At 45.6% G+C, this 24,432-nt stretch carries 17 protein-coding genes; 13 read left to right on the top strand and 4 right to left on the bottom strand.

The features are described from left to right. Positions 1-181 precede the first annotated feature (181 nt). The gene (locus GXP65_RS01500; RefSeq protein ID WP_162091811.1) at positions 182-1,810 is read right to left on the bottom strand and encodes a sigma-54-dependent Fis family transcriptional regulator; all 1,629 of its coding nucleotides are present in this window, start codon (positions 1,808-1,810) and stop codon (positions 182-184) included. Continuing rightward, positions 1,797-4,475: a type VI secretion system ATPase TssH gene (tssH, locus tag GXP65_RS01495; RefSeq protein WP_162091817.1), complete on the bottom strand. Its 2,679-nt coding sequence runs from the start codon at positions 4,473-4,475 to the stop codon at positions 1,797-1,799. Before tssH ends, GXP65_RS01500 begins: the two co-directional genes overlap by 14 nt. Positions 4,476-4,929: 454 nt before the next feature. On the opposite strand from tssH, the gene GXP65_RS01490 reads away from it, so the two are divergent. From GXP65_RS01490 to tssG, 13 genes are all read left to right on the top strand, one after another. Beyond that, a complete protein-coding gene (locus GXP65_RS01490; RefSeq protein ID WP_005426983.1) occupies positions 4,930-5,448 on the top strand; it encodes an Hcp family type VI secretion system effector in 519 nt (172 codons plus the stop codon). Between the two features lie 72 nt (positions 5,449-5,520). After that, positions 5,521-7,599 carry a type VI secretion system tip protein VgrG gene (tssI, locus tag GXP65_RS01485; RefSeq protein ID WP_005426734.1) on the top strand — a complete coding sequence of 693 codons (2,079 nt, stop codon included), beginning with the start codon at positions 5,521-5,523 and terminating at the stop codon, positions 7,597-7,599. After that, positions 7,599-8,084 (top strand): hypothetical protein, encoded by a 486-nt coding sequence (locus tag GXP65_RS01480; protein WP_005426834.1) that lies wholly within the window; start codon positions 7,599-7,601, stop codon positions 8,082-8,084. The genes tssI and GXP65_RS01480 overlap by 1 nt, the downstream gene beginning before the upstream one ends. Positions 8,085-8,141: 57 nt before the next feature. Then, positions 8,142-9,461 carry a hypothetical protein gene (locus GXP65_RS01475; protein WP_162091810.1) on the top strand — a complete coding sequence of 440 codons (1,320 nt, stop codon included), beginning with the start codon at positions 8,142-8,144 and terminating at the stop codon, positions 9,459-9,461. Further along, complete coding sequence (locus GXP65_RS01470) at positions 9,442-10,434, top strand: DUF2169 domain-containing protein (RefSeq protein ID WP_162091809.1); 993 nt, start codon at positions 9,442-9,444, stop codon at positions 10,432-10,434. The genes GXP65_RS01475 and GXP65_RS01470 overlap by 20 nt, the downstream gene beginning before the upstream one ends. Next, complete coding sequence (locus GXP65_RS01465; RefSeq protein ID WP_162091808.1) at positions 10,427-11,371, top strand: hypothetical protein; 945 nt, start codon at positions 10,427-10,429, stop codon at positions 11,369-11,371. The genes GXP65_RS01470 and GXP65_RS01465 overlap by 8 nt, the downstream gene beginning before the upstream one ends. A 235-nt stretch (positions 11,372-11,606) precedes the next feature. Further along, the gene (locus GXP65_RS01460; RefSeq protein ID WP_162091807.1) at positions 11,607-13,610 is read left to right on the top strand and encodes a protein kinase; all 2,004 of its coding nucleotides are present in this window, start codon (positions 11,607-11,609) and stop codon (positions 13,608-13,610) included. Next, positions 13,610-15,211, top strand: coding sequence for a type VI secretion system protein TssA (tssA, locus tag GXP65_RS01455; protein WP_162091806.1), 1,602 nt, complete (start codon positions 13,610-13,612; stop codon positions 15,209-15,211). Before GXP65_RS01460 ends, tssA begins: the two co-directional genes overlap by 1 nt. Positions 15,212-15,237: 26 nt before the next feature. Next, a complete protein-coding gene (tssB, locus tag GXP65_RS01450) occupies positions 15,238-15,744 on the top strand; it encodes a type VI secretion system contractile sheath small subunit (RefSeq protein ID WP_045377053.1) in 507 nt (168 codons plus the stop codon). 8 nt (positions 15,745-15,752) lie between these two features. Continuing rightward, positions 15,753-17,228: a type VI secretion system contractile sheath large subunit gene (gene tssC, locus GXP65_RS01445; protein WP_045372234.1), complete on the top strand. Its 1,476-nt coding sequence runs from the start codon at positions 15,753-15,755 to the stop codon at positions 17,226-17,228. 61 nt (positions 17,229-17,289) lie between these two features. Then, the gene (gene tssE / locus GXP65_RS01440; RefSeq protein ID WP_005532467.1) at positions 17,290-17,700 is read left to right on the top strand and encodes a type VI secretion system baseplate subunit TssE; all 411 of its coding nucleotides are present in this window, start codon (positions 17,290-17,292) and stop codon (positions 17,698-17,700) included. A gap of 10 nt (positions 17,701-17,710) precedes the next feature. Further along, complete coding sequence (gene tssF, locus GXP65_RS01435) at positions 17,711-19,459, top strand: type VI secretion system baseplate subunit TssF (protein ID WP_005426835.1); 1,749 nt, start codon at positions 17,711-17,713, stop codon at positions 19,457-19,459. Continuing rightward, on the top strand, positions 19,456-20,454 hold the full coding sequence (tssG, locus tag GXP65_RS01430) for a type VI secretion system baseplate subunit TssG (protein ID WP_038892734.1): 999 nt from the start codon (positions 19,456-19,458) through the stop codon (positions 20,452-20,454). Before tssF ends, tssG begins: the two co-directional genes overlap by 4 nt. 100 nt (positions 20,455-20,554) lie before the next feature. Here the strand turns inward: tssG and GXP65_RS01425 are convergent, their stop codons facing one another. Together GXP65_RS01425 and tssM are read right to left on the bottom strand one after the other, a co-directional pair. Further along, entirely contained in the window at positions 20,555-21,007 is a 453-nt protein-coding gene (locus GXP65_RS01425; RefSeq protein ID WP_005427005.1) for an Lrp/AsnC family transcriptional regulator, read from the bottom strand. 32 nt (positions 21,008-21,039) lie between these two features. Next, positions 21,040-24,429, bottom strand: a complete 3,390-nt coding sequence (gene tssM / locus GXP65_RS01420; RefSeq protein ID WP_162091805.1) for a type VI secretion system membrane subunit TssM — start codon at positions 24,427-24,429, stop codon at positions 21,040-21,042. Positions 24,430-24,432 lie beyond the last annotated feature (3 nt).

The raw sequence follows: 24,432 nt of genomic DNA, 5'->3' as shown, positions 1-24,432 counted from the left end.
TATGAGTAAGACTCGCTATCCAGTTCGCTCCAAACACGTTAAGTGATAGGAGTTAGCCTTCGGGCGGTTTTTTTATTCTTTTCTGTTCAAACAGTAGTTAAAATTTTCCCGTTTCCCGTTTCCCGTTTCCCGTTTCCCGTTTCCCGTTTCCCGTTTCCCGTTTCCCGTTTCCCGTTTTTTATCAACCCGCTGCAGAAATATCGTATTTCTTCATTTTGTGGTTAAGTGTACTCATTGGCAGCGCCAATTGCTCGGCGGCTTTCTTAGTGTGCCAATTACAGGCATTTAAGCAATCGATGATCACTGTGCGCTCGTATTGGCTGACAACGTCCTTTAGGCCGATTGCCGCGTCTTCTAAATCCGCTTGTGCTGGCTCGTAAGCAGGTTGCTCTGGGGCAGGTGACGGTGCTTTTACTTCAACACTTGGCGTGTCTTCTGGGATTTGTTCACCAAACTCGATGTGAGTGATGGTTTCAAAATCAGACAGTAGTACTGAGCGCTCGATGATGTTTTTCAACTCACGTACGTTACCCGGATAAGAGTATGCAAGAAGCTGTTTACGCACGTTGGCACTTAACCCCGGCGCTTGCGGTAAGCCTAGGGTCTTGGTCGTGTGCTGCACGAAATGTTCTGCGAGAGGAATAATGTCTGACTCACGTTCTCTCAAGGGAGGCAGCGTAATCGGGAATACATTCAAGCGATAGAACAAGTCAGCACGGAACCCCCCATCTTTAATCTGCTTCATAAGATTGCAGTGGGTGGCTGCGATAACGCGAACGTCTACCTCAATCTCTTTACTGGCACCTATGGGACGAACCTTACGCTCTTGCAGTACTCGAAGTAGCTTAGCTTGAAGTAGCATTGGCATATCACCAATCTCGTCTAGGAATAGCGTGCCACCATTGGCTGCTTCAAACAGGCCCACTTTATCTTTGTCTGCGCCCGTGAATGAGCCTTTCTTATGCCCAAAAAGTTCCGATTCCAATAACTGCTCTGGAATAGCCGCACAGTTTTGCACGATCAAAGGCTGGTCTGCTCGGTTAGAGTTCTCGTGAATGTATTTTGCGATCACTTCTTTACCTGCACCAGTTTCACCGCGCAACAGAACGTCGACAGGAAGAGACAGCACCTTATCAAGACGATTCAAGACATTGAGCATTTCTTCGCTCTCTGCAATCGGGCCTTGATAGGTTTTCTTGGTTCGCTTTTTAAGCTGAGTGTTCTCGCGCACTAGAGCTTGATTGTCGGCACTCAGGCTTTTGATCACTTGCCCATATTGCTCTAACCACACCGCTTGGCGAATATTGCTTGCAGCCATGCGACAGAACTCAGTGAGTGCGGTTTCGTTGTCGATAACGCTTAAATCGAGCAATACTAACAGGCCGATGGTTTTACTATCGTTGTCGATAAGTGGCCAAGCCAATAAGTTTTCACTCTTTAGTCCAAGTATTTGCTCACTTTGATAAATGCTTTCACAGTCGTAACCGTTGTACTTGTACAGCTCGTTGATCAACACCACTTCACCATTGCGAATAGCAAAGTTAAATGGGTCGTTCTCACTGGCAGAATCTATCTGCAATGCTTCCCAAGGGTGGGAAACAATCGTTTTATCGTTATGGTGAGCGGTACTTGGGATCAACGCCTGACCAGTCTGGTCCAAAACATAAATGATGCCATGTTTTGCGAGAGTCATTTGTCTCGCAGCGGTCAACACGGCATCTAACGTTTGAGTCAGCTGGCTGCGATCAGCCAAAGATTGGCTGATCGCAAGTAGGGCGTTGCTCAGTTCGCTATGGTTAGCTGAACGCATAGGTTAGTGTTCCTTGCTCATCGACAGAAACTGCGATTTGCGTATGTGAATCATCCTTGTCATGCACCAATAGCTGTGTCGATAGCTGAGGCAGTAACTGACGGTTGATGACCGCGTCAATGTTACGTGCGCCTGTCTCAGCAAGGCGACAGTTGCCCAGTACGAATTCAACCAAGCTTTCTTCGTAGCTCAGAGACAGCTTGTGATGGCTCTGTAGACGCTGAGAAACTTTGTTTAGCTTGTGGTGAATGATTTCTGTCATTGCTTCATCAGATAGCGGAACAAACGGAAGCACAGACATACGTGCCAACAGCGCCGGTTTGAAGTGTTGGTTCAAAGTAGGGCGGATAGCTTCTGCGATGATGTTTGCATCGATGTCTTTTGATTGATGAACCAAAGATTCAATCTCGTGCGTCGCAAGGTTGCTGGTCATGATGATCAGCGTATTCTTGAAGTCGATGGTGCGGCCTTCGCCGTCGTTCAGCGTACCTTTGTCGAACACTTGGTAGAACAGGTTCAACACTTCTGGGTCGGCTTTTTCCACTTCATCTAGCAATACAACAGAATATGGGCGTTGACGTACCGCTTCTGTCAGCATGCCGCCTTCACCGTAACCTACGTAACCCGGAGGTGAACCAATTAGGCGAGATACCGTGTGCTTCTCTTGGAACTCAGACATGTTGATGGTCGTCATAAAGCGCTCACCACCAAACATTTGATCAGCGATCGCACGAGCCGTTTCGGTTTTACCCACACCACTTGGGCCAACCAGCAGGAATACGCCTGTCGGTGCGTCTGGGTTGCCTAAGCCTGCTTTTGCTGTTTGAATGCCTTCAGACAGTGCATCAATAGCGTATTCTTGGCCTTTGATGCTTTGTGTTAGGCTTTCTTTCAGTTTTAGCGTGGTTTCTGCTTCGTCTTGAAGCATCTTACCCATTGGAATACCAGTCCAATCCGAGATCACGTGGCTAACTTCATCTGGGCCAACTTCAAAGTGAACCAGTGGGTTGCCTTTGCGGATTGCGTCTAGCTGTTCTTGGCAGGCTGAAATTGCAATGCGAACGGCTTCTTCATCCATGTCTGCATATGGAGAAACGTCTCGCTCTTGTTCTGATTCTTCGTCTGCAACAAGCTCTTCATCATTCGCTTCGCCAAAGACCAGTTCATGCAAGCGAGAGCGTAGAGCAATCATCTCTTGGATCTGCTCTTTTTCTTTTTGCCATTGCGTTTCTTGTTCTGCTAGCTCTTCTTTGGTTGTTTCCATTGCCAGTTTTAGGTCTGGAATATTAGCAAGGCTGTGCTTGTCGCCAGTTTGCTGCAGAGCATCACGCTCAAGTGCTTCAAGCTCGCGCTGTTGAGCTGCAAGTTCTTGCTGAAGGGTCTCAACAGAAGCAGGAATAGCATTCAGGCTGATGTTCACTCGTGCACACGCCGTATCTAGCACATCGATCGCTTTATCTGGCAGTTGACGGCCAGAGATATAACGAGCAGAAAGTGCTGCCGCAGCAGTGATGGCGTCATCACGCACGTAAACATTGTGTGACTTCTCGTATGCAGGGCGCAGACCACGAATGATCAATGCTGCTTGCTCAGGAGACGGTTCGTCGAGTTTCACCAATTGGAAACGACGCGCAAGGGCAGGATCTTTCTCGAAGTACTTCTTATATTCCGACCATGTTGTCGCAGCGATGGTTTTCACTTCGCCACGTGCTAGGGCAGGTTTTAACAAGTTGGCTGCATCACTGCCGCCCGCTTGGTTACCGCCGCCGACTAGAGTGTGTGCTTCATCGATGAATAGGATGATTGGCGTTGGCGAGTTTTTCACTTCATCCAATACTGCGTTTAGGCGTTTTTCGAATTCACCTTTTACGCTTGCACCTGCTTGTAGAAGACCCATGTCCAGACCGTAAAGCTCAACACCTTTAAGGTTGTCTGGTACATCGCCTTGTACGATTTTTAGCGCCAAGCCTTCTACGACTGCGGTTTTACCAACGCCCGGTTCACCAACAGCAATAGGGTTGTTTTTACGGCGACGAGCAAGAATGTCCACGATTTGGCGGATTTCTTGGTCACGACAGAAAACAGGATCGATTTCGCCTTTGCGTGCTTTACCAGTGAAGTCTGTCGTGAACTTGCTCAATGCCGAGCCATCTTCGCGAGCTTGTGTTTTTTCGGAAGTCGCGACTTGCGCCTCAATAGAGTGGCTTGTTAGCTCTGCAAAGTTACGCTTAAGGCTGTCAGGGTTTACCGCTTCAAGGATAGAGGCGTAACCATGTTGGCCGTAACGTAGAGGGTTGCTAACAAGAGTAAGGAGTAGGGCGCCAGAGCGGATTTGTGTTTCGGATAGATCTAAAGAAGAAACCAGCCAGCTTTCTTGTAACCATTCGATTAATAAAGCAGAAAAAACAGGTTTGCTGCCATTTCCTTTGGCGTTGGTATCGAGTGTGGATCGAACCGATTGTCTTAATAAGTTCTCAGAACAATCAAAATGACTTAATAAGACGTCAAAATCACTATTTGGCCTTTCTAAAAGACTCAGTAAATAATGCTCAATTTGAACTTCGTTTGCTTTTTCAGAGACTGCAAGTGCAGCCGCGTCTTCTAATGCGACTTTTGCAATCGGGTGTAGACGCTGAATTAATGAAGAAAGGTTTATATTTATCATAGCCATTTTATTCTTTAGAGGAAAAGAGGTAGCCGCTATTATACTAAAAGTGATAACGCTCTTTTTTTATCAAGATATTTTGACTATCGTTTGTTGGTGATTTTAATGACAATATTAGTGCGAATATTTATCTTGGATAACGCTTCTTTGTTATTTTGAATTAATTAATGGTTAATCTAACTAAATGGCCAGTGTTAATAACTTTATTCTCCCTTTGATATATGGTTATTTTCACTTTTTATCAGTGAAACAATTTATTATTATCTGTTTCCAATTTTTTGGTTTTTTATCCAATAAATTGTACTTAATAAATTGATAAATAAAGCTAGTTTTGAGCTAAGTTATTGTATTGTAAGGTTTATAAAAGTTGGCACGGAGTTTGATTATACCAAGTAGTCGCGGTGATAAGCGATTTGGTGATTAAACAAATACAGATTTAAAAAAGGAAATAACGATGCCAACTCCAGCATATATGTCTATCAAAGGTGAAACTCAAGGTCACATCACTAAAGATACTTACTCTGCAGATTCTGTAGGTAACACATGGCAAGAAGCTCACGTTGATGAGTTCCTAGTTCAAGAACTAGACCACGTACTAACAGTACCACGTGACCCACAAAGTGGTCAGCCTACTGGTCAACGTGTTCACCGTCCACTTGTTGTAACTAAAGTTCAAGACCGTTGTTCTCCACTACTATTCAACGCACTAGTATCTGGCGAAAAACTTCCTGAGTGTGTGATCCGTTTCTACCGTACTTCAGTTCAAGGTAAGCAAGAGCACTACTACTCAATCAAACTGATTGATGCACTACTAGTAGACATCCAAACTCGCATGAACCACTGTCAAGACGCTGCAACAGCAGACCGCGTGACAGAAGAAGTTCTTAAGCTGACTTACCGTGCAATCGAAGTAACTCACGAAAACTGTGGTACAGCTGGTAACGATGACTGGCGTGCTCCACGCGAAGCATAATTGCTTTTTGCGTAAAGATTCAGGGCCAACAATTGTTGGCCCTAATTCGATTATTTGTATCAGGTAAAAGATATGGTGAATGACGTAGAATTTAAATTTGAAGTGCCAGGGTGTGGGCACGACTTTCGAGTAGAAAGCTTTCAAGTGAATGAAGAGCTTTCGAAGCCTTTTCACATCAGTCTCTCATTACTTTCACTTGATCCAGATATCTCTTTTGATGCGTTAATTCGCAAAGCGGGAACGCTGACTCTTTATGGACAAGGGGTAGGGGCTGCGCGCGTTTTTAATGGCGTGGTAAACGAAGTTCGTTACCTTGGAACGGGTCGTCGCTTTTCTCGCTACCAGCTAGTTCTTGTGCCTCAAGCTTGGTTCTTATCTCAGCGTCAAGACTGTCGTATATTCCAACAAAAATCAGCGCAAGACATCATCACCGAAGTGCTTGATGATGGGGGCGTGACGGATTACCGCTTTGAAGTTTCTGGTACGTATCCGCCAAAAGAGTATGTACTGCAATATCGTGAATCTGACCTTCAGTTTGTTCAGCGAATGATGGCTGAGCACGGTATGTGGTATTACTTTGACCATACCGAAGCCAATCACACCATGGTGATTGTAGATAGCAACGACGCGATTGCGCCACTGGTGAGTTCTCCACTTAACGCTTCTTACATCGGTCCGATTGTTTTCCATGCTGACGGTGGCGGTGTTGCCGATCGTGAACATATCTCAGATCTTGAGCTTGTAAACCGTGTGAGAACTGGCCAAGTTACTTACACCGATTACAACTACGAACAGCCTAAAATTCCTCAAGAGATGACCCACGCGGGCGATCTTGACCAAGATTTAAAGCAGTTTGATTACCCTGGCCGTTATGTTGACCCTGCAATGGGGCAGGTGAGAACAACAGAGTGGATGTCTGAGCACATCGTCGACAATCAACAAGTCGAAGCAAGCAGTGATGTGATGCGTCTGGCGTCCGGCTACAGCTTCAGCATTAGCGATCACCCTCGTTCTGAAATCAACCGTGATTACATCATGTTATCGGTCATGCACACTGGCCAAGATCCGCAAGTGCATGAAGACGAAACAAACGGTATGCCAACCACGTATTACAACCAGTTTTCTTGTATCTCACGTGATGTGGTGTTCAAAGCGCCAAAGCTTGCACCTCCTGTTGTTGATGGTCCACAAACGGCGGTAGTTGTCGGTCCTGCGGGTGAAGAGATTTACACCGATAAACTTGGGCGAATCAAAGTTCAGTTCCATTGGGATCGTTACGGTGATAACGATGAACACGCAAGCTGCTGGATCCGTGTAAGCCAATCTATGGCAGCGCCAACATGGGGTGCGGTTTACTTGCCACGTATTGGTCATGAAGTTGTTGTCACCTTCCTTGAGGGCGACCCAGATCGCCCATTAGTGACTGGCGCGGTTTATAACGGTCTTCACTTCCCTCCGTACTCGTTACCGGAGAACAAAACTCGTACTACGTTCCGTACCCAAACGCATAAAGGCACTGGCTACAACGAACTGAGTTTTGAAGACGAAGCGAACCAAGAAGAAGTCTACATTCACGCTCAAAAAGACATGTCGACGAAGGTACTTAACAACCGTTATCGCGATATCGGTCAAGACGAGTTCCTAAAAGTTGCGCGTCATCAAACCAACGAAGTCCATGGTGATCACAAAGAAACCATTGATGGCCACAAGACAACCCAAGTAAACAGCACCTTTACTGAAACCGTAGAGCAAGACGTCACTGTTACTTACAACGCCAACGAAACTCAGTATGTGAAGAACAATTCTGATTTAGAGATTGGCGATAACCGCACAACCAAGATCGGCAAAAACGATGACTTGGATGTGGGCGAGAATAGCAACTTAACGGTTGGTGCGTCGAAAAGCTCAGACATTGGTGCAGATGATAACCAAACGGTGGGTGGCAACTTAACCGTATCAGTAAAAGGCAATACCTCTTACAAAGCCGATGGTGCAACGCAGATCATCAGTGGTGACAAGATTGTGCTGAAAACTGGTGGGTCTTCCTTAGTGATGAACAGTGACGGTTCAATCAAGCTTTCAGGATCTTCAATCACCATTGAAGGCAGCGATAAAGTCGTCGTGAAGGGTGGTAACGTAGCGATTAACTAATGATGGAAAAACAACCTCTTATTACAGAAACCATCACGAAACAGCAAGCCGAGACACCGGCTTGCTTTTCGCGTTTTGGAACCATAGTCGCCATTAATGAATCAACAGGCAGTGTTCGCGTTGATTTTGATGGTAATCCATTTAACCAACCGCTAACGGCAAGGCTAGGGCGAGGCTTTCGCCGTTCTGAACTGCAAATGGCTATCGATAATTCATTAAGTTGTCGAATCGAATTCTTGAACGACGATTTAAGCTTGCCTCTCGTGACGGACATTTTCTTCTCGATTCTCGATGATTCTGATGAGTTTGTATTGCGAGCTAAGAAGATGGTCATAGAGACGGAGCAAGAACTGATCGTCAAAAGTGGTGAAACTGAAACTCGTTACAGCGGGCGTGATGGCCGCATTACGACTAAAGCGAAGTACGTCACTTCTCAAGCAGAAAAAGCACAAAAAATTCAAGGCGGAACGATCGCAATTAACTAGTTACCTCGTGTTAACTAACTGATATTGCGTTATCGCACACTAACAATGGATAAGTAGATGCGACAAAGAATCGGTGTCGAGCACCTAAAGACACCCATAACCAATCAAGAAGTCGAAGGCGCGTTAGCAAGAGCTGAGCGTGCTGTGAACGACCTTTCCCAATTGCCGCCAACTTGGCTGAGCTTTTGTAATGAAAAGCTGTCTATTGCTTCTGAGAGCATCGGATTTTTAATCAAGCAGCGTGTACAACTTCATAAACGAGGTTATCCGAGTCGTGATCTGGATTACCTCAAACTGATTGAGCGCCAAATAGAAGAGCTCAAACAAGTGTATCTGTCGTTTTATCGATTAGCTCCGGGGTTAATTCATCAGCTAAGAAGCCAAGAGCCAGAAATCTACGCTTGGCTGATGCTACAGAAAGAACTTGGCTCTGAGCTGGATAATCTCTTATGTGGATTGAGCTTACTCGAAGAATTAGACGCACACACCGCCAAGGTCATTGTCACGCAATCTCCAGTTGAACACATGGATAGCGTGATGTCGGAGCTCATTGAGGGCAAAGCGAAATCCAGTCCGTTTTACTTTGAATGCTTACGTCTCCGCCAAGCTTTGAGTGTTGCGCTGATTAAACGTTGGCACAAAGCCGAAATCATACGTCCTCACATCGCGCTACCGCTTTTAGCGTTGCAGGATGTAGAAGAGGGGATTGAGTGGATCAACGACCATGCAAATGGTGAGCAGTATCTGTTTGAACGTTTGATCACCAAGCGTGACAGAGGCACTTGGTTCCGACAGTACTTTGGTATTGAACCGAGTGGTTTGCCCTCGGCCCAAGTGTTGACCTTCGCGAAGCTACTAGAGCTAAAAGAGTTTGAAGCGTTCAATATCTCTTCTTCATTAGCCCCCGTTGATTTTGCTCTGAGTGGCGATTGGAAGTTAGTCCCAGAAATCATTGAGCACTTGGAAACTCTGGAAGAAGATGACGGTGAAACTTGGATTCAAGCTTTGTATGTGGTGTACGGGAAGCTTCTACCACTAATGCCACAAGACGTTGGTGTTGAGTATGAGTGGGAAGAAGTTATCGACTTACTTAATGAGTGGTTAGAAGACGAAAAGCACATGCAAAATCTGCCAAGCCGATTGGGATACGCATTGAGCTTCGAGTCCACGTTAGCGGCAATGCAAGATACCAACGTTGACGTGCTGTTCCGAAATTGGCTATGGCGACAAATCTGTGTTCAATCCCGAGCCTACGTACCTTGGGATATGGCGATGCCAATTCATCAGCAAGATTGGAACTTCAATAATTTAAAGGCCGCACCTTCTGCGAGCGAACGATTCAATTTAAGGAATAGCAATGCAGTTATGGGATATTGAAGCGCACCCAAAGCTATCGCTTAAAGGCCGCTTTCAACGTGACGAAAACGGCGATGAAGTTTGGGTAGTGGTCGCTAAACGCATATGGCAATTCGATGGTGTGGTTTGGCATGAATTAGGTGAAAGCGAAATCTTCGATGATCCCCAATATTTGGGCGAAGAGGGTTTCTCTGCGATGAAGGTCGACCACGAATTCGCTTATACCAAAGACAACACGGATGTACTTGTTTACGGTAAAGCGCGCAGCTACGCGAAAAAGCCCGTGACATACCAAGAATGCCGCGTGTTGATTGATGGCCACATTGATAAAACCCTCGCGATACATGGTGATCGGGTTTGGGTAGAGCATGGCGGTAGTATCACACTTAGCAAGCCTGTACCTTTCATTGAAAAGGACATTGATTACACCTGCGCGATAGGTGGCGACTTGCGTAACCGAATTGGTGGTGGTGTTGCGGACTCCAACAAAGAGCTGCTTGAACAGCAAGTGCCTTCGATTTTCTATCCTAGAGAAGAGTGGAGCTCTACGTCGAAAAATATTCGAGTCGCGGGCTTTGGGCCTGTTCCTCCATTCTTCGAATCTCGCCAAAAATTGGCGGGTACGTTTGATGAAAATTGGATTGAGAACCGCAAGCCAATGTTACCGCTGGATTTTGACAGACGTTTCTTCCAAAGCGCACCGGCAGATCAACAATGCAAAGGCTTTCTTCATGGTGGTGAACGCTTGATGATGAGTGGCTTTTGTCACGATGACACGCTCTCATTCCGCATACCGAAAGAGAAATACCGTGTCATTGCCACGTTCAAAGACGGCGCCTATCAAGTTGATATGGCGATGTATACCTTATTTGTGGATGCTGAAAAGAAAACCATATCAATCAGTTATACGGCTGCATTTCCTTGTCAGGGAAAAGAGCATTTGTTGGTGTCTACGTCTATCACTAAGTCGGAAGAGGTGAGCGAGCATGCATAATTCTACAGGTCGTTACGTGCTGGGGATGGAAGTGATGACGCCCACAGGCATGAACTTGGATATCGCTACTAATGTAGCAAATGCTGACTTAGCGAGGTTCGACCAAGTCGTTGGTGAGGACGGAATTGAGCGTTTCACATTCGCGAAAATTGAATATACCAAAGAAAGCGGTTTGTTCGAAAAAACCTGTGAGTTAACGGCGAACTTATTGGATTCGCTCTTGGCCCAGCTGCCTCGTTCTTTGAAGCCGATTCCATTACTTCTTGCTGTGCCTACGACAATTTCATTAGTGAAGATGCAAGAATGGCTTGGTGAAAGTGACTATTCTGACTTTCTTTCTGTGGTCGAAGCAGTTCACGCAAGCGGTCCTAGCTTCGTGCTACAAGCCATGAAGTCCTTGGATAAATACGACGCCATGATGTGCATTAGCGTCGATTCTATGGTCAACAGGATGCAAGAACTTATCGACGATAACATGGTCATGAGTACTAATAATCCATGGGGAGTGATTCCAAGTGAAGGGGGCTCGGGCCTCATTCTTTGTCGAAGAAATACCGTAGAAACACTCAAGCTTAAGCCTTTAGCACAACTTGGTTATATCGATACTGAACTGAACACGACAGACCGTAGAGGCATGTACCGCCTTGTACAGCGCGCGAGTAAAAAGCTTAATGCTTTCGGTGAGGTGTATTCTGACATGACGAACCTGCGCGCGCACAGCGAAGATTACGGTTTCGCGCTGGGTGCCAAAGCAGAGCGCTTTACTCATCCCGAGCTGCCTATGCTTACCAATGAGTTATGGGGAACAATGGGCAGTTGTTCTTCACTAGCGCTCTTGGCATTTACAGTTAAAAATCATCATTTTAACCAACCTTCATCGTTACTGATGTTTGATTTTAATGGTGACAAAGGGCTACTCCAAGTACTCGCATGCTAGTATGAATCAACACGTTAATATTAATGAAAACGCTCTCATAATAATGACTTTGTTTTTAATACGAGAAAACAGCATGACTGATGTAGTGAAAGCGTAAGTCAAAGAGTCTAATAACTTAGTAATAATAACTAAAGTAATAGACTTACTGTTCGTTTTAAATACCAGCCTTGAAACAAGGATGTTTCAACCAATATTATTTCGGCCTAATAATATTTGTTCGATAAAAGAGTGCAAAGTGTCTGATAAGCAGGGAGCGGCCAAAGGATATATTGATCAATTGGTTGTCAAAGCCATTGAGAAAAAGAAACATAACGAGCAAAGGTTGGCGCAGAAAAATAAGCCAAAGCTTGAGTACGTACTTTTTTCACAATTTGATGTACTAGACACCTTGCCGTCGAAAAATGGTAGAACAACCGTTTACCATCTCGCCAAAAAAGGCCAACCTGATAAGCAAATCTGCTGTAAAGTCGTCAATGAGGACGCGCCAGATATTGCCAGCAAAATGTTGGTCAATGAGGCAAGCAGATTAGAGCTTTCTCAACATCCAAGCGTTGCAGATTTCATAAAGATCGGTAACGAATTTGAGCGCCCATACTTAATGTACGAGTGGATCCAAGGTGAATCACTGGCAGAAAAGATGGAGCGTCATTCCTCTAAAGGTTTCCGTCACGACCATATTGCTTGGTTAGTGTACCAACTCGCAGGTGCGCTGGAATTTATGCACACTCGAGGTATTTGTCATCTTGATATCAAACCATCGAATGTCCTGGTTAGCGAAGGCGATTACGTCAAGCTGATTGACTTTGGTGCAGCGCGCTATATCGGTGAGGCGGAATCTCACGCCGAAGCGAGTTTAAGTTACGCGTCGCCACTTTACCTTGAGACTGGCACGACCGAGCCACAAGACGATGTTTATTCACTTGCACTACTGACGGGCCATTTATTTATTGGTTCTATTTTTGGTGATGCTTGGCACAAGCAATTAAAAGATCGTAAACGTCCAGCACTGATTCCAAATCATATTTGGAAGCTGCTCAAGCAAGTGATTAATAATCCAAGAGGGCATGGCTATACCGCTATTTCTTTTGCCCAGCAACTTGCCCGCATTGATACTCAATCTATCGATTCTCAATCGAATGCGCCTATTTTTAGTAGTCTGCGTAATGCTGATTTATTGCTGACGCATTGTAAGCCTCAAGACAAAGGCGGTTACGGTCGTTTTAAAGTGCTTGAAGCAAGCTTGGTATTAAGTGTGATGGCAGTGACAGGTCATTATCTGTACGAGCAAAATCAACCAGAGTGGAAAACAATCGTAAAATCGGAAGCAACGATTTCACAAGCGGGTACGCCGCTAGTTAGCACTATTAAACCTGCGCAAACGGCTTCTTTCTTGGCTCAACCTCCTTGGGCGATTGAACAGGCGCTCAATGATATGGAAAAAGACGTGATGTCGACGGCACCATATCGGGAAGCGTTCCAAGTTCAGCAAATGAAGCTGTCCAAGCTGTACAAAAAGAACCAAGGTGAATTGACGGCTTATCAAGCCTTGGCTGATGAGTTGCCAAAAACGTTGGTCGATTTACGTAAAGAGCTAGTCACATTGCGCGAAAAACTTGTCGATGATGGCGCGCTATTCCCTTATGCCGATAAAACACTGACTAAAGTGATGGCGGGTTTGAATGTGGCGTCGGTCGACTCGATGAAAATTTCTGCCATCGCAGGAAGTAAAGAAGAGCAAATTGCCAGCTTGATCCTTGATGGTGAAGTACAGCTTGCGGACAAAGAAATGAAAGCCGCTTGGTTACTAAACCAATCTGAGGCGTATTTCTACAGCCAGGTGTTGCCAAACAAGGTCATGAAGAACATCAATGACTCTATTGAGCTGCATGCAAAGGATCATTACTACACCAAAGCCATCGAAGAGGCGAAAGCGGCGAAGGCGTACTTTGGTAATACTCCAGAACTAACCAAAAAAGTCAAAGATCTGATTGTCGCTCGTAGCGAATACATCCTATTTAGCACGGTCACTGAGCAATCCGTATTTGATAAACAGAAACTGCACGATTCCCTTACCGATCTTGAGCGAAATGCACCTAAGAAGTTTGGTGAAATTACCGACTTGCTTGAGAGCATGGCAACGGACTCCATCGATAAAAGCCATCAACTTTCTCGTCCTGCACGCGGTGCCATAGCGGTTGAACGAGCGTTAAGAGACTACCAAGCAGAGGGGAGAGGTTAATGTCAGTGATTGATATCGAACGTTTGCTTACGCCAATTTCTGACGCTGCTCCGGTAGGTGAAGACGCGCGCTACGAGTTTTGCTACGAAATGATGGAATCCGAAGTGAAGAAGTTCGGCTCATTATTTGGTGAAACGGTAGATTGGACGGTCGTTAAAACGCACGCAACAGAAGTCTTAGAGCAGCACAGTAAAGATTTAAAAGCGATCTGTTACTTGATTCGAGCACTAACGGAAGAGTTTGGCCTACAAGGTTTCGAACAAGGCTTAAAGCTGCTTAGTCATGCGTTAAGTCAGTTTGGTGGTGAGCTTTACCCTTCGCGTAAGCGTGGTAGAGATGGCGCGGTCGAATGGCTTAACCATCAGTTTAAACTGGTAAGCGGTAAGTTAGCGGAAAGCCCGCAGTCTTGGGCGTTGGTTTCAAGTTGTATTTCTACTATCGAAGAAGTGCAGCGTCAGTACGACGACGTTTATCAAGATTCAGAAGCAGACTTTTTTGAGATCCGCACTCAGCTCAATATGTTATCTCAGCAAGCTGCCGTCGATGGCCAGAGCGATGACGGCTCTGCAAGTGAAGTTCAACCTGAACAAGCGCCTTCTGCGTCGGTAAGCACCACCCAACCTGAGCAAACGAATACTGCTGTTGATTCGCCAAAGCCAGAAGAGGCTCAAAGCGCACCAGTTAAGCCGCTGTCGCCAGCTCCGAAGCCAGCGCCAGTCAAGAAGGCCGTCACACAAGAAGTCGATGTTGATACGGACTTCTCATCACCAACGGCATCGAAACGTACGCTTAAGAAAGTCGCGGAAGTGATGATTCACGCTAACCCAAGTGACCCTTTGGCATACCGAATTTATCGTCATCTGACTTGGGATGACATTGATGGTCTTCCCGATCATCAAAACAACGAAACGCCATTGAGCTTGGCGGTGTCTTCGGATCAACAGGCGGACTATCGTGACAAAGCTAATCAAGAAAGCGACATCGACACGATTAAACGCTTGGAGCGTACATTAACTGATGCACCATTCTGGCTGACGGGGCATCACTTCGTGTACTCGATGCTCAATAACTTGGGCTTTGATGATGCGGCCATTGCTGTAAAGCAAGAAGTGAAACGTTTTGTTGATTCATTAGAGGGCATTGAGCACCTCTCATTTAAGAATTCTATACCATTTGCAGATGAAGCAACCTTGAGCTGGTTATCGACTCAAGATGCAGCTTCTTCAACTTCTCAACCTGTAGTGCAAACAGTTGTGATCTCTGAAGAAGATTCGCTGCCGATGGAGGATATCACTCTAGAAAACCTAGGGGAATATGCCGCAGAACTTGCCCGCAAACTCGAGCTGGATAGCTCGGGACGTGGACAGTTTATGCTGTATTTACAATTGATAGCAGCTTACCAGTCTGTTGGATTATACCCATTGTGTCTGCCTTATCTTGAGAAGGGTTGGGAAGTACAAAAAGCGTTTAATCTCGCGAGCTGGGAACCCCACTTATCGTCACAGTTAGAAGACCTGATTCGAAAAACACTCCATCAGTTATTCAGAAGTAAGGATCTTTTGCCTGAGAAGTATGAAGAGTGGCAAGCAATTTATGACTAATTATAGAGTTAAATAAGGAACTAATTATGTCACGTGACGGCTCGGTGGCTCCTAAAGAGCGAATTAATATCCGTTATGTTCCAGCAACTGGTGATACGCAAGACGACGTAGAACTGCCGCTGAGCATGATGGTGGTTGGTGACTTTACTGCACGTGCAGATGAGACGCCTATCGAAGAACGTACTCCAATCAATATCGACAAAGACAACTTTAACGAAGTGCTAGAAGGCATGTCTCCAAACGTTAAAGTGAACGTTGAAAACCGTCTTTCTGACGAAGAAGGCGGCCAAATCGGTGTTGATCTAACGTTCCAAAACATGAAGGACTTCTCTCCTGAAGCGATCGCGAAAAGCGTACCTGAGCTGAACAGCTTGCTTGAGCTTCGCGAAGCGTTGGTTGCATTGAAAGGCCCTCTAGGTAACGTTCCTGCGTTCCGTAAGAAGATCGCATCGGTTCTTCAAGATGAAGAAGCGAGAAAGAAACTGTTGGATGAACTAAGCATTGGCAACGACCAAGAAGCGAAAGAAGAGTAAGGGATATCATGTCTGCAGAAGCACAAGCTCCAGAACAAGAAGCAGCCTTAGTTGAATCAGGCTCACTTCTGGATAGCATTCTTAACGAAACTCGTTTAAAGCCAAGTGATGAAGGTTTTGACGTTGCAAAACGCGGCGTAGAAGCGTTCATCAGTGAGCTACTAAGCAGCTCGAACACAGAGAAAGTAGACCAATCTTTGGTTGACCTAATGATCTCTGAAATCGATCAAAAACTGTCTAAGCAAGTTGATGCGATTCTTCACAACGAAGAAGTTCAAGCAATTGAGTCAACGTGGCGTGGTCTTAAGTACCTTGTTGATCACACTGACTTCCGTGAGAACATTCAAATTGAACTGATTTCTGCGAAGAAAGATGAAGTACTTGATGACTTCGAAGACGCTCCAGAAGTGGTGAAGTCTGGTCTTTACAAACAGATCTACACACGTGAATACGGTCAATTTGGTGGTAAACCAGTTGGTGCTGTTATCTGTGATTTCGCGATGTCAGCGTCTTCTCCAGATATTAAGTTGATGGAATACATGGCGAACGTGGGTGCAATGTCTCACGCACCTTTCATCACGTCTGCTTCGGCTAAGTTCTTTGGTCTAGATAGCTACGAAGAGCTACCAAACCTGAAAGACCTTAAGTCAGTATTCGAAGGTCCACAATATACGAAGTGGCGCGGTCTACGTGAACACGAAGATGCACGTTACCTAGGTCTATGTACGTCTCGCTTTATGCTACGTACGCCTTACTCAGTAGAAGATAACCCAATTAAGGCGTTTGACTACGATGAGCAAGTTACAGATGGCCACGATAACTACCTATGGGGTAACTCTGCGTACGCAATGGCTTCTAAGATCAGTGAGTCATTTGCTAAGTACCGTTGGTGTCCAAACATCATTGGTCCTCAAAGTGGTGGTGCAGTTCAAGACCTGCCGGTTTACAACTTTGAAGCAATGGGTCAAATTGAAACTAAGATCCCAACTGAGATCCTTGTTTCTGACCGCCGTGAGTACGAACTAGCAGAAGAGGGCTTTATTGCTCTAACCATGCGTAAAGGCTCTGACAACGCGGCATTCTTCTCTGCTAACTCTGTTCAAAAACCAAAAGTGTTTGCGAACACGCCAGAAGGCAAACAAGCAGAGATGAACTACAAGCTAGGTACTCAGCTTCCTTACATGTTCATCATCAACCGTCTGGCACACTACATCAAAGTGCTACAGCGTGAGCAAATCGGTTCTTGGAAAGAGCGTTCTGACCTAGAAATCGAACTGAACAAGTGGATCCGTCAATACGTTTCTGATCAGGAAAACCCGCCAGCGGAAGTTCGTGGTCGTCGTCCACTGCGTGCTGCTAAGGTTGAGGTATCAGACGTAGAAGGCGATCCAGGCTGGTACAAAGTATCAATGTCTGTCCGTCCTCACTTCAAGTACATGGGCGCGAGCTTCGACTTGTCTCTAGTGGGTAAACTAGACCAGTAACCCATTACTGAAATCATCAAGCAGCCAGTGAAGACTGGCTGCTTTTTTCGTAGGACCGAACATGGAAAAAGGTTATCGTCTTTTAGAGCGAATTGAGTTGGGTGAGCCAAAAAATTGCTACGAGAAAGTGGTGTCTCATAAGCATTTGATCGAATCCATACATTCTCACCTTGCTGACTTGCTGAATACCCACTCTGGTAATGCAATGATCGACAATGAATATGGCCTGCCAGATTTTAACGACGTGCTTTCCAATAACACGAACCTCGTTCGTCACATTCAACAAAACATCACATCAACCATAGAACGCTTTGAACCGCGACTGCTGAATGTCGAGGTTCATTACCGTGAAGACCACCATAACCCATTACAACTCGGCTTTGGTATTCGCGGCGAAGTTTCCCATAACGGCGGTAAAGTCCCAATGTCGATCGATGTCTACATGGGAACCGACGGCCAATTTAACGTTTAGTAGGTGCCACTTGAGTAACAGTAAATACTTTCAAGATGAACTCACGTATTTGCGCGAGTCGGGTAGTGAGTTTGCCAAATATCATCCGAAGTTAACTCACTTTCTCTCTGAAGGAACCTTCGACCCAGACGTCGAGCGACTGCTGGAAGGTTTCGCTTTTCTGACTGGGCGTATTCGAGAGAAGATCGACGACGAACTGCCAGAACTGACGCAATCTCTGATGACTTTGCTGTGGCCGCATTACATGCGTTCAATTCCGTCTTTGTGCATCAGTGAGCTAAAACCGCATACCGGAAGTGTTACTGAGAAAACGGTGGTAAAACGTGGTGCAGAAATGGCCAGTGAGCAAGTCGAGGGCACGCAATGCCTTTTCCGCACTTGCTACGATGTGGACTTATACCCAATCACGATAACCAATATTGAACAAACCAACAGCCGCACCAGTTCAGCGATTGATGTAACCTTGTCGACGGAGCATGGTCTAGAGCTGTCTCGAATTGGTTTAGATACGTTGCGTTTGCACTTGCATGGTGAGATTCATATTACCCGCACGGTCTTCCTCTGGCTGTTCCGTTACTTGGATTACGTGGAGCTGGATGTCGGTGGCGGCTACAAACATCGCTTGGGGCCAGAATATGTTAAGCCGGTAGGGCATGAAGAAGACGAAGCACTGCTGCCTTATAGCAAAAACTCATTTGCGGGTTACCGCTTGCTGCAAGAGTTTTTCTCTTTGCCAGACAAGTTCATGTTCTTCGACATTAAAGGCTTAGAGTGGTTAAAAGGCATTCCTCAGCGCAGTACGGTGAAAGTGAAATTCTACTTTAAGCGCGCATTGCCTTCAGAAGTGGTACTTAAAGATAAACACTTAAGGCTACATTGCACGCCTGCTGTGAACTTATTTGAAAAAGATGGCGATCCAATTCGTTTGGAGCACCGTCGCAATGAATACAAAGTGCGCCCTCAAAGCAATACTCAAGAACACTATGAAGTGTACGGAATTGAGCAGGTGGAGAGTTGGAGCAAAGACGAGCGTCGCCGTAAACCATTAATCGAATTCGAATCGTTTGAGCATCAAATCAACCAGCGTGATAAGCGAGAGTTCTACAAATCAAAAGTCGGCGAGCGAGTAAGCGGAAGAGGGTTAGAGCGCTATATCTCGTTCCATACGCATAATGGTGATATTGCGGATTTAGGCACAGAAACTGTACTGATGAAACTGCAATGCAGCAACGCCGATCTGGCTGAGCGTCTTTCAGTGGGCGACATTACTTACGCGACCCACAAATCGCCGACGTATGCGACATTTAAAAACATCACCAAGCCGACACAATCGGTGAGCCCACAGGTGAACGGCGAGCTTCAGTGGCAGCTGATCGCCAATATGTCACTCAACTATTTGTCACTGGCGAACATTGATGTGTTGAAAGTGCTGCTCTCGACATACGACTTCCACTCTCGTGTCGATAGACAAGCTCACCGCGCGTCGATTCACCGACTCGATGGTATTGTTTCGTCTGAGATGAAACCGATTGACCGCGTGTTCCGTGGCGTATCTGTACGTGGTAACCAATTTAAGCTGGTGACCAATTCGAAGTTCTTCGTAAATGAAGGCGATATGTTCCTGATGGCAACCGTACTCAATGAATTCATCCGTTTGTATTCGAGTGTGAACTCCTTTACTGAATTGGAGGTGTTTGATGAAGCGACTGGTGAAGTGTACAACTGGGCAAGCCTGATTGGACAGCAGACGATTCTATGATTACAACACTTACTGATAAGTCGTATGAGTTCAGCTTCTATCAAGCGGTATTGTTGCTTGAGAAGCACTACCAGCTAGAGCCAAATTCTAACTTTGTCGCGGTTGGTGAGAACAAGTACTTCCACCAAGAGCGCATAGAGTTTAGTGTCTCGCCGAGTCTTGCTTTTCCAAAGAGTGATATGGAATTTATCACTCACATGGAAAGAAATGGGCAACAGTATTCGCGCGTCGAGACGAACTTTTTAGGTTTACATGGCTCAAGTTCGCCATTGCCAGCGTCTTATACCGAGAAGCTGGCTGGACGTGACCCAGATGATAACCCGGTAAAAGACTTCTTTGACTTCTTCCACAATCGATACACTAGCTTGCTGTACCGTGTCTGGAAGAAATACCGTTATCACGTACAGTACCAAAGCGGTGCAAGTGACGCGTTCTCAGGGCGGATCCTGCATTTGGCCGGCCTGTCTGACGTCATGCAAGATTGTGATGTTGCGGAGTTAGACCGAGCAAAGATCCTCTCTTATGTTAACCAGTTGTCTACCCGCACACGCTCGCCTAAGCTGATTTCCGGTATTGTTTCCCATTACTTCTCGCTACCGAGTGTACGAATCGAAGAGTGGGTGTATCGACGAGTAGACATTGCAGAAAGCCAACGCAACAAGCTTAACCGTGCCAACTGTGTATTAGGGCAGACCTTACATTTGGGGCAAAGTATTGCGGATTTGAACGGCAAATTTAACTTGTGCATCGACAACATTGATTTTGAGACGTTTAGACAATTTTCCTACGATGGCGAGCTGCACAAGACGCTGGTGGGATTGATGCGTTTTATTCTACGTGACCCGATGTCTTGGGACCTTAAGTTAACTGTGAATCTCGATTCCATCCCAGAGAACCAGCTGGGTAATGGGGAAGGGAATCAGTTGGGTCAAACCTTTTGGCTTGGTAGCCCAGGTGAGAAAGATGCCAAGATACGTGTGATTGGTAGCATCTAGCTTTGGCCGCCAGGAGTACGAAAATTGAGGAACAAAAAAGCCGCGATTGACTCGCGGCTTTTTAGTCTGAAAAGAATGTTCGGCGGGAACCTAAAAAAACTTATCGACTAATTGGTTGGTGGAGTACCACCGTTGTGTCGAGTTTCTGAATTCCGCTAAAAGATTCAATTTCATTACATAGGTGGTGAATAGACTGTAGGTCAGGTGCTTCGATGAGAGCAATAATGTCGAAGCTACCCCCCACAACGCTGGTCAGTCGTACCTCTGGAATCTCTTTAAGGGCGTTCGTTACTTCATTTTTCTTGCCCTTTTCACAAGAGATCAGCAGATAGCTGGCAGCTTTGCGACCCTCATTTTCAACACGGATTTGAGCAGTGTAGCCCTTGATGATCCCTGTCTTTTCCAACCTATTAATTCTTTCTGCAACAGCAGTACGAGACAAACCGATATTTCGTGATAGATTCGCAATCGACTCTCGTCCGTTAGATAACAGACTGGATAGTATTTTGCGGTCTAACTTGTCTAAGCCTTGTAAAGTCATGTTCGAAATCATGTGTTCTGCCTATTCTGGTTTTTATATTGTTATTAAATCGACTCAGGGAGTGTAAAGTTATACAGCTCAGCAAGAGTGAATGGGTTTTTCTGTGTCAAAGGAGTGATACGAAGGCTTAAGTCCCTCCCAGACACTTTTATGTCACTGACGAAGCTACCGTTATGAGTGTTTGTCAGGGTCGAATCACCTAGCAATCTGTATATCGCCCACTGACCACTCTTATTAAGAACGTGCTGCTTGCCCTCGTCTGTCACATCTTGGATCGTGATACTAATGTTGAAGTCACCGTTCTGCGGCGGCCACTCCATCTCACGAATTCGGCTCGGACCATGATAGTAGTTGATATCCGTGTCTGAAATTTTCAGAGTGGCTCGGATAGCACTGGAATCAAGGTCTAATACTTTCGCGCTGAACGGGATATAAACTCGGTTTGTGCTCTTGTTGATCAACGTATCGCGGATAACGTTGTAATTGCGCAATTGCACCAATAGGGCAGGCGAAAGAGGCATTGTCTCGCCATCCACCTGCTTTGGTGTCCACAAGTTTGTATCGTAGAACGGTGCGAAGTTCTTCTGAATAAACGTATCTAATAAACCACCTGATGCGAACAACAGCTCGAAGTCTTCAATCGAAATCTCTTCTGTCGCGTTCAGATCAAATGGGTATTTACCAAGCCCTAGCTCTTTAAACTTGGTGTAAATCTCGCTGTACCATTGGGTTTGAATGCCTTTTGCTGACTCAGCAATCATCACTGACCAGCTTTGCTGTACCACATCAAGTAACCAGCTACGCACTGGCTCTGGAGACTTCTGCGCGATCTGCTTCAGTTTGATAAGCGGATCCGCTTCTGTACTGTTCATGCGGTGCTGCGCTGCTGCAAGTGCGGCCATTTGTGGATCTGGCGCGTCAGCGATGTCTTTCATGTAAGTACGAACACGGCTTAATGCTGCAATGGTTTCATCCCATGGAGTAGGGGAGTTAGGTGTCTCACTGACTTGAAGTTGGTTTAACAAGTGGAAGGCTTGCTCAACACGCTTCATCAGTAAGTAATCTGGCTGTACGGCTTCTTCTACTGCTTCTGAGGCCGTATCTGCAACTTCCGCTAGCTTAGGGTTTACATTGGCAATTAATGCATTCTTTTCACCAACCGGAGAAAACTGGGTGTTCGCGTACACTTGTTTTAATACAGTGGTCATTGGAGAAGAGGGACCGGAAATCAGGTCGATTGCATTCGTTAAGTCGCCCACATTGCTGTAGTGCTGTACTTTCAGTTCACTCAGTGCATTACGCCAGTAGTTGATGTAGTCATCGGTGTATTTCTTACGTACCTGTGTCTTAAACGCATCCTGCTCTTGTTTCGTAGGGATCACGTGGTTAGACAATCCAAGAACCCAGTTGTCACTGATAACCTGCTGTGACATTAGGTCCACACGAGGGCGATAGAAGGTGCTAAAGCCAGTGGACGTGTAGACTTTGTCAATCACTAAGCGGTTGTCGTCTAGCGGTTCGTTAAACACGTTGTTGAACTCAAAGCCAACGGCGCGTTGAAGATCTAGCGTACCAAGGTCGATAGCATCGGCTTGATTCAAAATGCCCGCATAAACAAGGTCGACGTTAGAGTTCGCAAGTAATGAACGGCGAGTAGCACGAACAATGTCCATATTGATATCAACAGGCGCAAACTGAGTGCGGAAATATGCGTCTAAATAGCGCATTGCCTGGTTTACGACATCCGGCTTATCGCTCAAATCATTAAGGGTGTGCAAGGTCTGGCGACGTAGGAACTGAATGTCACGTTTTGAGCGATCGTTCAGCATCAAGTAGCCTTTTAGCAATGGCAGTGTCGCGGCAACGTCATGTTGGTTATGCGTCAACTCTAGACGGTAGCCTTTCTCAACGACGGGCATAAGCTGTTGTGCCACTTCTTTAAGCAGTGCTTCGTAAGCCAGACGTGTGCTTTGGTCCAAGCGGCTAATGTTCAGTGGAAGTACTTCTTCATCTAGAGCTCGAGAGCCTTCTAGCCATGCACTGTACGAAGGTTGAATAGCGCGAGTGGCGTTTACGAGAAGCTGATTGAAGCTTGCTTCTTGTTCAACCTGACCATTGTCATCAATACCAAGCAATTGGTTAATCACACGCAAGTTACTGTCTAGTGTGGTAACAAAGAAGTAGGTACCGCCAGCCAACAAGATCACGGACGCTAACATGGCCAAATGACTTTGACGTTGGATTAAGCGTAAATACGTTTTGTTTTCACCCGCAAAATCGCTCTCAGGCAAAATCTGAGAGTCAATCAGGAAGCGAGAGAAGTAAGGCGTTTCTGTCAGCTGTGTGTGCTCTGAAGCAATGATCGGCAAATTAAAGTAATTGCTGCAGCTTTTTGCTAACAGGTTGTACTTACGACCACCTTGTAAGCTAGAGCAGAAGAAGATCTCACGAATGTCGAGCGAGTAAGTGCCGCTGTTTGAATCGCAAAGACGTTCAAGGACGTAACTGATTTCTGCTTGGCAAAGCTCGAACTGTTTCGGGAATGACAGAATGGCTTGTTTTTCATCGATGTCTGTCGAATTTGCAGAAGCGTCCAGAGCATTGCTTTCCAGTACTTTCACCAGATTACGGTAACCATCTCGGTAGTACTCAGTGATGACGCCTTTCGCTTCTTTAAGAGGAATAGAAAGGAATTCCACACGAGTTTTCAGAGAACTGAAATGTACGTACTCCTTGAAACCGTCCAACTTATCAAGCTTAGACATCATCAAATAAACCGGCAGTGCCGATGATGTTTTTTCGCTAATAGAACTTAGGCGCTGCAATAGTGCGGTAATGGTGTAATCTTTTTGCTCTGGTTCTGAGACGATCATGAACTCAAAGTCAGTAAAAAATAAACAGCCAGAAAACGGTTTTCTTGGACGGTGACGAATAACTTCATCAACAAACGTGTTCCACAATGAAGCATCGCTACTGGATACTTCTTGGAATACGAGGCGTTGGTCTGGTTTTACATAAACCGCACCGTCAGATTCATACCATTCAAAGAAATCGTTTTTTGCAGTGCGAGAACGATCCATTGGCTTAATTGCGCTTGAATTAAACAAAAATTGACGTCTACCAGATCCCTTATTACCAATCATTAGGTAGATTGGTTTCTTGCCTGAATGAGAAAGAAGAGGGCGGATAACCATAGAAAGGGCTTCTTCCTCGGTTTCCAAACGTTGAGCTTTCGAGTTGTTCTTTTTCTTAAACCATAGTGACAACTGGAATATAAGATAAAACGCAGAAATGACGCCAAGGCCAATCCATAGATATAGCTTATCTGCATCTTCAAGTAAGAATAAATACACTGCTGCAAATATCGCGGCTAATAGCAAAGCCACTATGGTAGAAACCACAATCGGGTTTCTTAGTATTTTTTGTTTGAACATAAG

The sequence above is a fragment of the Vibrio sp. LB10LO1 genome (assembly GCF_010092875.1).
In the GTDB taxonomy this organism is placed as follows: Bacteria; Pseudomonadota; Gammaproteobacteria; order Enterobacterales; family Vibrionaceae; genus Vibrio; species Vibrio campbellii.
This window is presented reverse-complemented; position numbering and strand designations above follow the sequence as displayed.

Coding starts and splice junctions, on each gene's coding strand:
- GXP65_RS01500 (WP_162091811.1), bottom strand. CDS start 1,810: ATGCGTTCAGCTAACCATAGCGAACTGAGCAACGCCCTACTTGCGATC.
- tssH (WP_162091817.1), bottom strand. CDS start 4,475: ATGATAAATATAAACCTTTCTTCATTAATTCAGCGTCTACACCCGATT.
- GXP65_RS01490 (WP_005426983.1), top strand. CDS start 4,930: ATGCCAACTCCAGCATATATGTCTATCAAAGGTGAAACTCAAGGTCAC.
- tssI (WP_005426734.1), top strand. CDS start 5,521: ATGGTGAATGACGTAGAATTTAAATTTGAAGTGCCAGGGTGTGGGCAC.
- GXP65_RS01480 (WP_005426834.1), top strand. CDS start 7,599: ATGATGGAAAAACAACCTCTTATTACAGAAACCATCACGAAACAGCAA.
- GXP65_RS01475 (WP_162091810.1), top strand. CDS start 8,142: ATGCGACAAAGAATCGGTGTCGAGCACCTAAAGACACCCATAACCAAT.
- GXP65_RS01470 (WP_162091809.1), top strand. CDS start 9,442: ATGCAGTTATGGGATATTGAAGCGCACCCAAAGCTATCGCTTAAAGGC.
- GXP65_RS01465 (WP_162091808.1), top strand. CDS start 10,427: ATGCATAATTCTACAGGTCGTTACGTGCTGGGGATGGAAGTGATGACG.
- tssA (WP_162091806.1), top strand. CDS start 13,610: ATGTCAGTGATTGATATCGAACGTTTGCTTACGCCAATTTCTGACGCT.
- tssB (WP_045377053.1), top strand. CDS start 15,238: ATGTCACGTGACGGCTCGGTGGCTCCTAAAGAGCGAATTAATATCCGT.
- tssC (WP_045372234.1), top strand. CDS start 15,753: ATGTCTGCAGAAGCACAAGCTCCAGAACAAGAAGCAGCCTTAGTTGAA.
- tssE (WP_005532467.1), top strand. CDS start 17,290: ATGGAAAAAGGTTATCGTCTTTTAGAGCGAATTGAGTTGGGTGAGCCA.
- tssG (WP_038892734.1), top strand. CDS start 19,456: ATGATTACAACACTTACTGATAAGTCGTATGAGTTCAGCTTCTATCAA.
- GXP65_RS01425 (WP_005427005.1), bottom strand. CDS start 21,007: ATGATTTCGAACATGACTTTACAAGGCTTAGACAAGTTAGACCGCAAA.
- tssM (WP_162091805.1), bottom strand. CDS start 24,429: ATGTTCAAACAAAAAATACTAAGAAACCCGATTGTGGTTTCTACCATA.